The sequence below is a fragment of the Frankia sp. AgKG'84/4 genome, assembly GCF_023242965.2.
In the GTDB taxonomy this organism is placed as follows: Bacteria; Actinomycetota; Actinomycetes; order Frankiales; family Frankiaceae; genus Frankia.
In genome coordinates, this window is record NZ_JALKFU020000090.1 from 1 (window position 1) to 13,294 (window position 13,294).

Consider the following 13,294-nt stretch of genomic DNA (forward strand, 5'->3'; position numbering starts at 1 on the left):
GGCCAGCGCGTCGACACCGGGGTGCCACCCGACGGCCCGGCGGCGGACCCCGACGCGGCACCGGATGCCTGGGGACGCTCCCCCACGCCCAGCGATCCGAGGACCGGGGCACACCGGGGCTGGAGCCGGCGCCGCGTCGGGCTGATCGCGGCGCCCGTCCTGGCGGTTCTACTCATCGCGGCCCTGGTGCCGCTGGCCCTGACCTCCGGCGGCAGCGGACAGCCGAGCCAGCAGGAGACTTCGGCGCGGGTCGCCCTGGCCGCCGAGGCCGTTCGCAACTCCGACGCCGACCTGGCCGCCCGGCTCTCCTTGGCGTCCTACCGGATCCGCCCGGGACGGGAGTCCCGCGCCGCGCTGCGCACCTCATTCTCCTCCACCACGGCCACGATCCTGCGCGGGCACACCGCCTCGGCGCTCGGCGTCGACGTCAGCCCGAACGGCCGGCTGCTCGCCTCGGCCAGCGCCGACAACACGGTGCAGCTCTGGGACATCGCCGACCGGAACCATCCGGTGCTCGTCTCGACCCTGCGGGGGCACCGGTCGTGGGTCCTCGACGCGGCCTTCAGCCCCAACGGGCGAACGCTGGCCACAGTCAGCTACGACCGGTCCGCGATCCTGTGGGACATCAGCAATCCCCGCGCCCCCGTCCAGCTCTCGGTGATCCTCGGGCATGACGGCTGGGTGCTGGACGCCGCGTTCAGCCCCGACGGCCGGACGCTGGCCACCGCCGGCTACGACAACACCGCGCGGCTGTGGGACGTCAGCGACCCGCGCGATCCCCACGCGCTGTCCGTGCTCGACCGGCACACGAGCTGGGTGAACGAGGTCGCCTTCAGCCCGAACGGGCGGCTGCTGGCCACCGCGAGCGCCGACCGCACGGCCAGGATCTGGGACATCTCCGACCCACGCCGGCCGCGGCCGCTGGCGGCCATCACCGCGCACACCGACTACGTGTGGGCCGTGGCGTTCAGCCCGGACGGACAGCGCCTCGCCACCGGCAGCTACGACGGGACGGCCCGGCTCTGGGACATCAGTGACCCGTCCCGGCCGCAGGCGGCCGCGTCGTTCCCGGCCGACGAGAAGTGGGTCTTCGACCTGGCGTTCAGTCCGGACGGTCGCACGCTGGCCACCGCCGGCTGGGACACGACCGTGCACCTGTGGGACGTCTCGGGTTCCGGACGGCCGGCCTCCGTGGGGACGATCAGCGGGCACGGCGACTGGATCCAGGCCCTGGCCTGGACCCCGGATGGCTCCGGCATCGCCACCGCGAGCGACGACTACACCGTGCGGATCAGCCGGATCGACGACGCCAGCCTGATCGCCGCAGCCTGCGCGGACCCGTCGAAGCAGATCAGCGAGGCGGAGTGGGGACGGTACATCGCGGACGTCCCGTATCAGCCGGTGTGCTGAGGCACCCCGGGGCGGGGGACCACCGCGGGGTGCCGCCAGCGGTGGCTACCGCCGCACGCCCGGATCCGCGCCGGCAGCGGGCGGGGACGCTCTGCGGCGCAGAACGGGCAGGGCCGCGCCGCTGTCCGCGAGCCGCGTCTGCGCCCTCGACAGCTTCTCCTGACCGCCCGGTCCCAACCTCGAGCGCAGCGCCGAACCCGCGAGCCGGGCCACGTGGACGAGCGTGCGCTCGTCACCGATGGGCCGGCCGCCGGCGGCCTCGGCGCGCTCCGCCTCGGCGCGGCGCAGCCTGGCGAGTTCCTCCTCGAGCTCCGCGACGCGCTGCAGGTGCGCGAGTTCAGTCGCGGCCATCCGGCTACGCTCGTCGTCCAGCCGGGACCACTGCCGTTGCCGGGCGCGGGCGACCGCCGCCGCGGTGTCCTGCAGCCGCAGCACGTGCAGGTAGAGGTCGACGCGGTTGCGTTCCAACCGGGACAGCAGCCGGTTGGACACCCACGGAGTGAGCAGGTCCGCCACCCGGCGGGCCCAGGGAGCCCGCCGGTCGACCAGCACGCCGAGCCCGAAGATCGGCGCGACCGTGAAGAAGCGCAGCTCAGGCTGTTCGGCGAGGAAGTCCTCGACTGCTGTGCGCACCCCGTTGCGGGGGCCGCCCTCGGTCAGCGCCCAGGCGAACGCCCCCATCCCGCGGAAGCCGCCGGGCACCACCCCGGTGTTACCGATCTCCACGCCGACGTCCCACGAGTGCGGCTGCCGGTCGTCCGCGGCGATCCGGTCCGGGGCGTAGTACTGGTCGCGGCGGCCCGCGGGCCAGCCGACGTCGTGCAGGATCACCATCGGGAAGTAGGAGCGGCCGAACCGGTCCACCGCGTCGGCGATCGCGGCCAGCTCGCCCCGCACCGTCGCGTAGTTGTGGTCGCCGTCGATGAGGTACGCGTCGGTCGGCGCGTGGCCATCGAGGGCCTGCGGGCTGTAGCCGCGGATGACCTGCACGTCCAGCCCGCCGCCGGCGGCCGGCTCGACACCCGGGTTCGGGTCGACGACGACGAGGCGACCGCCGCCGCCGCGCCGCAGCAGGTCCACGAGCAACGAGGTGGTGACGCCGCTCTCCGAGCCGATCTCGGCCACGCTGCGGGCGCCGGACGCCTCGATCAGCGGCACCCAGATCTCGCGGAGCTCGGCGAGGGAGTGCAGCAGCAGTGGGGCGAGCGTCGACTCACGCTCGTCCACCGCCTCCACAGCATGATCGCCCTTGCGGACAAGCACGCCGGCGCCGGTTGCCCCGGTCGTCCCGACCACCCCGCCGTCCCCGCCGGTGGCCGCGCCGATCCCGACCAGCTCGGCCGCGGCGATCGCCGCGAGCTCGGCGAAGCTGTCGCGGACCTCGCCTTCGTCGTCGTGTTCCACGACCCGGTCTCCGGCGGACCGGACGCCAGCGGACGGGGCGGACTCGGCGGCGGCGAACGGCCGCGCGCCGGCGGCACGGGTCGACGGGTCGTCGTCCGGGCTGGCGAAGTCCGGGCTGGCAAAGTCCGGGCTGGCAAAGTCCGGGCTGGCGATCGACGCGCCGGGCGGGCGGCCATCCCCACCGCGGACCTCGAACGGGCCGCGCGCAGCCGTCTCCGGCGCCGCCTCGGAGGCGGGGGGGACGGGGTCGGCCTGATCGCTCACCGCAGTCCTCCCAGCTCGCGCCGGATCTTGCGGGCGGCCCGGACGGGCAGCCCGTCGCGGGCCGCGCCGGCACCGGGCAGGGCCAGCGGCTCACCCCGGATGCCCATCCAGCCGAAGGCCATTTCGACATCGAGAGCGTAGACCCCGGCGAGCTGTGGCTGCGAGGCCAGATCGATCGTGTAGACGAACTGGGGGTCGTCGCCGACGATCTCCAGCAGATTCGGCTGGAGAAGGCGCAGGCCAACGAGGGCGAGCTGCTGGGCCGGGTCGTCCAACGAGGTGATGGTCACCTTGTACGGCTCGGCGATGTTGTTGATGTGGAAGGACAGCGTAAGCCAGTCCAGCCGCAGCAGGCCGCGTCGCCCGGCCGGATCGATGCGCACCCGGCGGGCGCCGACCGCCTCGACGCTGAGCCGCACGAGGGACAGGCCGTCGCGGGCCGACCGGGTGACCACGGACTTCTTCTGCCCGTTGACGAAGTCCGCGCCGGTGTCGACGTAGACCTCGACCGGGCCGGCCGCCGCCTCCGGCGAGACCTCCTCGGCCGGCACCCCAGCCGCCGCCGCCAGCCCGGCAACCACGGCGAGCGGCCGGTTGGCGACCCCGGCGACGCCGGCCGGCCAGTACAGCTCCCGCATGGAGATCTGGTCGATGTCGAGCGGCGTGAGGTAAGGCATGCGCCGCACGAGCTCCGGCGGCAGCAGGCCCTCGGAGGAGTCGGAGCCGAAGTTGTCGTCGTGCGCCCACGAACCGAACGCGCTGGCCTCGGCCGGCGTCGGGCGGGCGACGAAGCGGGTCAGCGTGCGCAGGCCCGCCCGGCGGGCGCCGGGTGCGGCCAACGAGGGCATCGGGGTCTCCGACCGGCGGTAGCGCAGCCACTCCCGCTGGAAGGCGACGATGCCGTCCTGCACGGCCGCGCGCTGCGCCACCTGGGTGCGCGACGTGCGGTCGATGCTGAGCACCGGGTTACTCATCTCGTCGAACGAGATCAGCGAGCCGACATCGGGCATGCAGAGCTGCTCGAGCACCTCGGGGCTGCGCATGAGCTGGTTCGCCAGGTTCTCGGGCTGTCCGCCCGAGGCCACGTAGCCCTCCAGCTCGAGCCCGGCGAGCCGGTGGGTCATCGCCGCCTGGTTCGTCGCCAGGTACAGGCCGAGGACCTCCACCTTGCGCCCGGTGGACGCGAGCAGGCGGGTGAGCAGCGCCTGGATGGTGCCGCCCCAGCCGAGGTCGAGCAGCACGATCCGGCCCGTCTCGGGCAGCTGGCCGTCGAGGTAGTTCACGTAACGCTCGCGCAGCCGGGTCGCGGTCAGCACGATCTCGCTGCGGATCCGCTCGTCGGAGCAGAGCGCCTCGAGGGTGTCGTCGAGCAGGCCGGGCACGTCGAGCCGGCGGTCGGCCATGGCCGAGATACCGGCGATGTTGTCGAGCCGGACGCCGAGCTGACGCAGCAGCTGGCCGACGCTCGGCGCGTGCCGACGGACCAGGAAGCCGCGCAGTTCCTCCGGGCTGCCCTCGAACACGTTCGAGAGGGCACACACCTGCCGGGACGCCCACAGGGTGGACACCGTGATCCCGACGTCCTCGCCGGGATCGACGAGCAGGCGGGACAGGAAGTCACCCTCGCGCATCAGACAGTGAATGTGGTCGGCGCCGAAGTGCCGGGCCCGCTCCACCGCCCACTCGGCGAAACCGGTGAACACCGGGCCGAACACGGTCGCCCCGGTCTCCCAGTAGCGGCGCAGCCCGGCCGGCACCGCGAGGGCGTCGGCCCGGTGCAGGGAACGCGCCCGCAGCGCGGTCATGCCGTAGTCGCCGTCAACGGGGTCGATCGGAATGTCGTCCCCGGGTTCGCCACGCAGCCCTTCGAGGTCGAGAGTGCGACGTAGGGAACCGGCGTACTTCGGATAGTGGATGGCGACGAGCCCGTGCTCGCGGGCACCCTCGACGTCGGCGACGGGATGGTCGCCGAGATGAACCACCCGGGAGGGCTGGAGGTTGGACGCGGCGAGCATGTGCTGGAACAGTCCGTCGCTCTTGGACGTCCCGGCGTCGGACGAGGTGAAGATCCGGGTGAAGGTGATGCCGGCGAGCTCGGGCCGGTTCAGCAGCCGCTCGAGCTGGCTGGCGGAGAAGTACGTGTCCGACAGCAGGTACACGGGCAGGCCGAGCTTGGTCATGGCGAGCTCGGCGAGTTCGGCCACGGCGAGGTCCGCCCGGCACAGCTCGCGCTCGACCGCGACCTCGGCGTCGACCAGGTCCTGCACCCCGGCGGTGCCCGGCAGCGCCGGCAGCAGCACCTGCCAGATCTCGTCGAGACGCACCTCGTGGGTGCCGCGGCTGGCCTGCGCCCGCAGCCGGGCCACATGCTCGGCGTGCGCGCGCAGCCGGGCGAACTCGCCGGGCGAGACGCTCGAGGGCAGATGCCCCGCGTCGGCGAGCCGGTGCCCCAGCAGCACGAACGCGTGGGCGGGCTCGGGGACCATGCGCCACAGCAGGGTGTCGAACACGTCGAGAGTCAGGGCCTGTGCCCCGCCCGACTCCAGATGCGACCACACTTCGCGTAGTCGGACGTCGGTGAACACGGCCGTCCTCTCCATGCGGCCGTGGACGGCCGCCTCCGGCGGGTCGGCCCCGACGGCTCGCGAAACGCCGGGAATCACCCCCGCCGCGTCGGCCGGCCGAAGCCAGATGGACGGGTCGATTCTATGAACCCCGCCGCCAACGCCAGCCACCGGACCGGGCGTGCTCACCCAGCCGAACCGGGTTGACGGATCCGCCGAGGTGCGGGAGAGGCGGCGTCACCCACCCGCCGCAGGCGCGGTACCGTCACGATTCTGACGAGAATCGACCCGGCCGGCATCGGGCTTTTGGCAGTTCATCGAGCGTCGGATCATCCCGGCGCCGGTCACCCAGCCCGTGGACGTCACGGTAGGTGACCTCGAAGCCGGAGGCCGACGTTGCGGCCCCGGCCTGGCCCGCGCCGGCCGGCGACAGGTCTCGGTACTGTCGGATCTCTGTGTGATGTCGTGTGAGGATTCGTCTCGAGTGAGGAGCGGACAGGTGCAGCTCCAGCCACACCATGCCCGGGAGCGGCGCTCTGACCTCCCGGGGCCCGGAGGGACCGGCCGTGTCACCACAACTGGCTGACGCCGCGCTGCCGGCAGGAGGCTCGATGACGGGGCAGCCGGGGACCGGCCTGGAACCGGGAACCAACCAGGACGTGCACCGGCTCGCCCACCGCAGCCGCGCGCAGACGAGAGTGCGCTGGGAACTGCTTCGCAATCTCGTCCGCAAGGATCTGAAGGTCAAGTACAAGGGTTCGTCACTGGGCTTCGCCTGGTCGCTGGCGAACCCGCTGCTCCTGCTCGTCGTCTACACCTTCGTTTTCCAGATCGTGCTGAAGTCGGGAATTCCCCGGTTCGGCATCTACCTGATGTCCGGGCTGCTGATCTGGAACGCGTTCTCCGGGAGTGTGTCCGCGGCGTGCGGCGCGGTCGTGGCGAATGCGAACCTGGTCAAGAAGGTACGTTTCCCGCTCGCCGTCCTACCGCTGTCCGCAGTCGGGTTCGCCGCCGTGCACTTCCTGCTTCAGCTGGTCGTCCTGTTCGCGGTGATCCTGATCATCGGTTACCCGTTGATCGGGCCCGACCTGCTGCTGATCCTGCCTGCCGGGGCGGTCGCGCTGACCTTCACAGTGGCGCTGTCGCTGCTGGTCAGCGCGCTCAACGTGCGCTACCGCGACACCGCCCACCTGCTCGATGTGGCGCTGCTGGCCTGGTTCTGGCTGAACCCGATGGTGTACGCCTTCGGCCTCATCCAGGACAAGCTGCACGAATGGACCTGGGTCTACCTGCTGAACCCCATGGCCGTGGTGGTCATCACCTTCCAGCGGGCGATCTATCACCTGCCCGCGGGCTATCATCCACCGCCGGGCAGCTCACCCGGTGCGAAATCAGTTCTCGCGCACAGCGGGTACTCGTTCTACCTGGAACATCTCGCCGTGGCGGGCGGAATTTCACTCGCCCTGCTGTGGCTCGGGTTGCACGTGTTCCGCACGATGCAGGCGGACTTCGCCGAGGACCTGTAGCGAGGCTGAGGCGGCCCGCGCGGGAGAGCCCCGGCCGGCCACGAGCCCAGGAGCCAGCCCGCCGAGTGCGCGGTGCGATCATGGCAGGACGCCCCCGGCGGCCAGCAAGGAGTTGTAATGGCCCGACACTCGTCCGCGTACCAGCGCGGCTCGTCCTTCCCGACCGGCGCGGGTCCTTCCACCGGCGCCGCCGCCTCGACGGGCACCACCGCCTCGACGGGCACCGCCGCCTCGACGGGCACCGCCCCGGTTGGTGCTGGCCCGGCGACCGGCACGACCCCGGCGATCGGGGCTGGCCCGGTGGCCGGTGCCGGCACCCTGACGGGCGCGCCGACCCAGGCCGGCCGGGTCGCCTCCGCCGGGTCGCCGGCCCACCCAGGCCCGGTCGAACCCGTACCGGACACGGCCGTGGTGATCAATGGCGCCGGGATCAGCAAGCGGTTCGTCTCATACCACAACCGGGCCACCAGCCTGAAGGAACGGTTCGTGCGTCGCGGTGGGCCCGCCGGCGAGGACTTCTGGGCGCTGCGGGACATCGACGTGACGATCGGGCGCGGCCAGACGGTGGGCCTCGCCGGCGCGAACGGGTCGGGTAAGTCCACCCTGCTCAAGGTGCTGGCCGGCATCCTGCGCCCGACCAGCGGGACCGTGGCCGTGCAGGGCCGGATCGCGTCGCTGCTAGAGCTCGGCGCCGGCTTCAACGGGGAGCTGTCCGGCCGGGACAACGTCTACCTCAACGCCTCCCTGCTCGGGCTGTCCAAGCGGGAGATCGACCGCCTCTTCGACTCGATCGTCGACTTCGCCGAGCTGCGACACAAGATCGACGATGACGTGAAGCACTACTCGTCCGGTCAGTACGTCCGCCTCGGCTTCGCCGTCGCCGTGCACGTCGACCCGGACGTGCTGCTCGTCGACGAGGTGCTGGCGGTCGGCGACGAGGCGTTCCAGCGCAAGTGCCTGGCCAAGATCGCCGAGTTCCGCGCGCAGGGACGCACGATCCTGTTCGTCACGCACTCCCTCGACCTCATCGAGAACATGTGCGACCGGGTCCTCGTCCTGGAGTCCGGCACGCTGATCTACGACGGGCAGCCGGCGGTCGGCACCAAGCTGCTGCGCCAGAAGCTCGGCAGCCTGCCCGCCGAAGGGCCGGTGGACTGGCAGTTCGCCACCGTCCGCCCGCATTCGGTGACCTTCGCCGCGGAACCCGGCGGCCCGCTGATGGTGCAGTACGGCCCGGACGAGCAGCTGACCGTGAGCGTCGAACTCGACGTCACCGAGGGCGCGCCCGAGCACGTCTACCTGCACGCCTACATCGTGGGGCAGGAGGAGGTGCCGATCTGGATGATGGAGTCGCCGCCCGGTGGGTTCCGCGTCGGGCCGGGCCGGCACGTCATCGACTTCACCGTGCCGCACCTGCCCGAGCTGCTCGGGGCGTTCGCCGTCAAGGTGCACGTCTCGGATGCCAGCACCGGCGCACCGGTGACGACCAGGCGTTTCGAGGAGCTGTTCGGCGTCAACGGATCGCAGGCGGACGGGCTTCTCAAGGTTGACTACGAGGCGAGGCTACGGGGATGACGGAGCAGGCGGGGACAACCGGTCCGGCGGCGAGCCGCCCCCCGGACACCTCGGTGGCGGCAGCCGACGTGGCGACCCCCGACCCGACGGTGGCCGGCGCGGTGGCGTCCGGCCCGGCGGTCGTTGACGTCGCGGCGAAGGGTGCCGGCGACGGACCGGCGCGGCCGTACGCGACCGTCGTGATCGTCAACTGGAACGGCGCCCATCTCCTCCCCGCCTGCCTCGACGGCATCGCCAAGCAGGAGACCGGCTTCGCCTTCCAGACCTGGGTCGTCGACAACGCGTCGGCGGACGGCTCCCGGGAACTACTCGCCGAGCGGTACCCATGGGTGCGCGTCGTCGCGTCGGACCGCAACCTCGGCTTCGCCGGCGGGAACAACCTGGCCCTTCGTCAGGTCACCACCCCGTACGCGGTGCTGGTGAACAACGACGCGGTCCCCGAGCCGACCTGGCTCGCGGCGCTGCTGGCGCCGTTCGCCGAACCCGGCGGCCGGCACCTGGGCGCCACCACCGGCAAGGTCGTGTTCCTGCCGCGGTTCCTGCGGATCCGACTGCACACGCCGACCTTCATCCCGGGCCCGCACGACTCCCGCGAACTGGGCATCCGCGTCTCCTCGGTCACCGTCGACGGGCGGGAGGCGCTGCGCGAGGTCCTCTGGGAGAAGCTCACCTACGGCGCCGAGGGCCCGCCGAAGTCCCCTTACTTCTGGACCCGCGGGGAGGGCGAGCTGTGCGTGCCGATCCCCGACGGCGGACCGGTCACCCTCGGGTTCACCTGGGCGGCGGAGTCCCGCAAGCAGGTCACGTTGAGCTGGGACGGCCCGACCAGCACCGGCACCGGCGGCGGCCGCGCGGAGCTCGCCGTCGGACCGGAGTCGACCACCGTGACGGTCACCGTCGGCGGTGAGGCCCCCCGGGTCGACGTGATCAACAACGTCGGCGGGATCGTGCTCGTCGACGGCTACGGAGCCGACCGCGGCTACCAGCAGGTCGACACCGGGCAGTTCGACCAGCCGGAGGACGTCTTCACCGCCTGCGGCAACGGGATGGCCATCCGCGCCTCCCTCGGCCACGAGCTGGGCTGGTTCGACGACGCGTTCTTCCTTTACTACGAGGACACCGACCTGTCCTGGCGAATCCGGGCCCGCGGGCAGGCCATCCGCTACGTGCCGGGCGCGGTGCTGCGGCACATCCACTCGGCGTCGAGCGTCGAGTGGTCGCCGCTGTTCGTGTTCCACACCGACCGCAATCGCCTGCTGATGCTCACCAAGGACGCGACGGCGCTGGTCGCGCTGTCCGCGGTGGTGCGCTACCCGGTGACGACGGCGTCCATCGCCGTGCGCACGCTGCGCCAGGCGTGGCAGGCCCGCAGCCGGCCGGCGGTGCGTCCGACGCTGCTACGCCTCCGGGTGATCGCCTCCTACCTGCGGCTGCTGCCCGGCATGCTGCGTGCCCGCCGCGAGATCGGTGCCACGGCCACCGAACGACGGGCGAGCCTGCAGAGCTGGCTGGTCGGGCGATGAGCACCGAGACGGACCGGGCCGAGCGGCCGGCGCGCGGGGTCCGGGCCGCGGTCTACAACCGGTTCTGGCACTCCATGGGCGGCGGTGAGCGCCACAACGGCATGATCGCCCAGGTGCTGGCGGCGCACGGCGCCGACGTCGACATCCTCGGCCACTCCGAAGTCGACCTCGACCAGGTCGGCAGCCACCTCGGCCTCGACCTGTCCGGCTGCCGCTACGTGCGGCTGCCGGACCGGGGTGAGGAGGACGTCGCCGCGCGCTCCGCCGACTACGACCTGTTCGTCAACGGTTCGTACATGAGCCGCATCGAGCCGCGATCCCGCCGCTCGGCGTACCTGTGCTTCTTTCCGACGCCGTTCGACCACGACATGGCGCCGTGGCGCAAGGCCGCGGTGCGCACCGCCGGGCCGCTGCTGCGCGGGATACGTCCCGCGGTGAGCTTCGGCCAGGGCTGGTACCCGCCGGAAGGCGGCCGCCGGCGCCAGTGGACCTGGACGAACGGCAACGGGATCCTCGCCGTGAGCCCCGGCGAGCGCCGCACGCTGCGGGCCGACATCGGCCGGCCCGGGGCGCCCGTCAGCACGTCGCTGCGGGTCCTCGACGCCGCCGGCGACGTGCTCGCGAAGCTGGAGATCGGCCCGGACTTCGCCCCGTTCGAGGTGCCGCTTCCGCCGTCCGCCGAAGGCACCGAACTCACCCTGGTCAGCGACGCGTTCTCGCCGGGTGCCGCGGACGTGCGGGAGCTCGGGGTGGCGGTGAGTCGCCCACGGGTCACCGACGGCGGGGAGGGGCCGATCGCCCGCCTGCCGCTGCGCTTCCCCTGGCTGTTGCGGGACCCGGCCGACCTCGGCCATCTCGACGACTACGACGTGATCATGGCGAACTCGCAGTTCACCCGCGGCTGGATCGGCCGGTTGTGGAAGCGGGACGCCGACGTGCTGTTCCCCCCGATCCAGGTCGACCGCCTGCATCCGGAGCCGGTGCGCGAACGGGCCGTCATCACCGTGGGGCGCTTCTTCATGCCTGGCCTCGGGCACGCCAAGCGGCAGCTCGAAATGGTCCAGTGGTTCGGTGAGCTGTCCCGCGCCGGGGAGCTGCCCGGCTGGAGCATGCACGTCGTCGGCGGCTGCGAGGACTCCCAGCTGCCCTACCTGGAGCAGGTCCGGGCCGCCGGCGCGGGACTGCCGGTGCACCTGCACCCCAACGCCCCGCGGGCCGAGGTGGAACGGCTGCTGTCGACCAGCTCGGTGTTCTGGTCGGCGACCGGCTACGGCGAGGACGACCGTCGCCGGCCCTGGACCGCCGAACACTTCGGGATGACGACCGTCGAGGCGATGGCCGGCGGCTGCGTGCCCGTCGTCATCGACCGGGCGGGGCAGCGGGAGATCGTGCGTCACGGCATCGACGGCTACCGCTGGACCGGCCCGGACCAGGTCGCGTTCTTCACCCGACGCCTCGCCGCCGAGGACGGCCTGCGCGGCCGCCTCGCCGCCGCGGCGACCGAGCGGGCCGGCACCTACTCCGACGCCGCCTTCGCCCGCCAGTGGCTCGCTATCGCGCAGCGCCACCGGCTCTACCAGCCCTGAACCGATCGCGGCCGTGACCGAGAGCGAGGCCAGCCGGTGAATGTGACACGAGGAGCCGGCCCGCCCGCGGGCAGGCGCCGGACGACGATCGTGCTCGACGGCACCCCGCTGCTCGGTCGGCGCACCGGGGTCGGTCGCTACACCGAGCATCTGCTCGCCGGACTCGCCCGCCTCGCCGCCGACGGTGGCGGCACGGACGGCAGTAGCGGCACGGACGGCAGTAGCGGCACGGACGGCAGTAGCGGCACGGACGGCAGTGGTGGCACGGGCGCGTCATGGGACCTGGCCGCGACCGCGTTCACCTGGCGCGGGCTGGACGAGCTCGCCGGCAGCCTGCCCCCGGGCGTGCGGGTGGCGGCCCGGCGGGCGCCGGCGCGACTGCTGCACGAGACGTGGATCCGCGGGGAACATCCGCCGGTCGAATGGCTGACCGGGCCCGCGGACGTCGTGCACGGCACCAACTTCGTGCTCCCGCCGCTGCGCCGGGCCCGCGGGGTGGTCACCGTCCATGACCTGTCCTACCTGCGCACCCCGGACACGGTAAGCGCCGCGTCGGCGCGGTACAGCGACCTCGTGCCCCGGGGGCTGCGGCGCGCGTCCGCCGTGCTCACCCCGAGCCGGGCCGTGGCCGACGAGGTGATCAGCGCCTACCGGCTCGACCCCGCGCTGGTCACCCCGACCCCGCTCGGCGTCGACGACGCCTGGTTCGACACCGCCGTGCCGACGGCGTCCTGGCGGCGCGAGCACGGCCTGCCCGAGCGGTACCTGCTGTTCGTCGGCTCCGTCGAACCGCGCAAGAACCTGCCGGTCCTGCTGGAGGCCGTCCGCCGGTTGCACGCCGCCAGGGTCGGCGCGCCGCCGCTGGTCCTCGTCGGGCCGCCCGGCTGGGGACCGACCCTCGACCTCGCCGGGCTGCCGGCGGGCAGCGTGGTGACCGCCGGGTACCTCGATGCCGACCGGCTGCGGGCCACCGTCGCGGGTGCCAGCGTGCTGTGTTTCCCGTCCCGGTACGAGGGCTTCGGCCTACCGCCCCTGGAGGCACTGGCCGCCGGCATCCCAGTCGTCGCCGCCGACATCCCGACCGTGCGGGAGGTCGTCGGGGAGCTCCTCGCCGTCGCCGAGGGTGCTGGGGCCGGCACCGGAGCGGGCGGTGCCGCCCGGAGCGCGGTCGCGACCGCCGCCCGCAGCGGCAGTCCCGTCCGCCTGGTCCGGCAGGCGGATCGGAACTCCTTCGCCGACGACCTCGCCGAAGCGATCATCGACCTGCTCGAGTCCCCCGGCGACGCCGATGCCGGCCGCCGCCACGCCCGCTCCTTCACCTGGGCGCGCACCGCGAACCTGACCGCGGCCGTCTACCGCCGGGTCGCCGAGTCGGCCTAGCGCGACCGCGAGCAGCACGACGCCGACGGCCGCGGCCGCGGCGAGGACGCCCAGCCCAACCC

Annotated in this window: 8 protein-coding genes; 6 read left to right on the top strand and 2 right to left on the bottom strand. The window is 72.9% G+C overall.

From position 1 onward, the window contains the following. A partial coding sequence (locus tag MXD58_RS08680; protein WP_250609179.1) for a WD40 repeat domain-containing protein occupies nucleotides 1-1,410 on the top strand: 1,410 nt, incomplete at its 5' end. Nucleotides 1,411-1,455: 45 nt separating this feature from the next. On the opposite strand, the gene MXD58_RS30650 is transcribed toward MXD58_RS08680, so the two are convergent. Both MXD58_RS30650 and MXD58_RS08690 read right to left on the bottom strand, forming a co-directional pair. Next, nucleotides 1,456-3,078 carry a class I SAM-dependent methyltransferase gene (locus MXD58_RS30650; RefSeq protein WP_248838396.1) on the bottom strand — a complete coding sequence of 541 codons (1,623 nt, stop codon included), beginning with the start codon at nucleotides 3,076-3,078 and terminating at the stop codon, nucleotides 1,456-1,458. Then, a complete protein-coding gene (locus tag MXD58_RS08690; protein ID WP_248838397.1) occupies nucleotides 3,075-5,663 on the bottom strand; it encodes an HAD family hydrolase in 2,589 nt (862 codons plus the stop codon). The genes MXD58_RS30650 and MXD58_RS08690 overlap by 4 nt, the downstream gene beginning before the upstream one ends. A 590-nt stretch (nucleotides 5,664-6,253) precedes the next feature. On the opposite strand from MXD58_RS08690, the gene MXD58_RS08695 reads away from it, so the two are divergent. From MXD58_RS08695 to MXD58_RS08715, 5 genes are all read left to right on the top strand, one after another. Beyond that, nucleotides 6,254-7,168: an ABC transporter permease gene (locus tag MXD58_RS08695; protein ID WP_248838398.1), complete on the top strand. Its 915-nt coding sequence runs from the start codon at nucleotides 6,254-6,256 to the stop codon at nucleotides 7,166-7,168. A gap of 117 nt (nucleotides 7,169-7,285) precedes the next feature. Next, nucleotides 7,286-8,743 (top strand): ABC transporter ATP-binding protein, encoded by a 1,458-nt coding sequence (locus MXD58_RS08700; RefSeq protein ID WP_248838399.1) that lies wholly within the window; start codon nucleotides 7,286-7,288, stop codon nucleotides 8,741-8,743. Further along, entirely contained in the window at nucleotides 8,740-10,266 is a 1,527-nt protein-coding gene (locus tag MXD58_RS08705) for a glycosyltransferase family 2 protein (RefSeq protein WP_248838400.1), read from the top strand. The genes MXD58_RS08700 and MXD58_RS08705 overlap by 4 nt, the downstream gene beginning before the upstream one ends. Then, complete coding sequence (locus MXD58_RS08710) at nucleotides 10,263-11,852, top strand: glycosyltransferase (RefSeq protein ID WP_248838401.1); 1,590 nt, start codon at nucleotides 10,263-10,265, stop codon at nucleotides 11,850-11,852. The genes MXD58_RS08705 and MXD58_RS08710 overlap by 4 nt, the downstream gene beginning before the upstream one ends. A gap of 36 nt (nucleotides 11,853-11,888) precedes the next feature. Then, on the top strand, nucleotides 11,889-13,232 hold the full coding sequence (locus MXD58_RS08715) for a glycosyltransferase family 4 protein (RefSeq protein WP_248838402.1): 1,344 nt from the start codon (nucleotides 11,889-11,891) through the stop codon (nucleotides 13,230-13,232). Nucleotides 13,233-13,294: the final 62 nt, after the last annotated feature.

Bases quoted from the DNA above. Each gene is read 5' to 3' on its own strand.
- MXD58_RS08695 (WP_248838398.1), top strand. From the start codon at position 6,254: ATGACGGGGCAGCCGGGGACCGGCCTGGAACCGGGAACCAACCAGGAC.
- MXD58_RS08700 (WP_248838399.1), top strand. From the start codon at position 7,286: ATGGCCCGACACTCGTCCGCGTACCAGCGCGGCTCGTCCTTCCCGACC.
- MXD58_RS08705 (WP_248838400.1), top strand. From the start codon at position 8,740: ATGACGGAGCAGGCGGGGACAACCGGTCCGGCGGCGAGCCGCCCCCCG.
- MXD58_RS08710 (WP_248838401.1), top strand. From the start codon at position 10,263: ATGAGCACCGAGACGGACCGGGCCGAGCGGCCGGCGCGCGGGGTCCGG.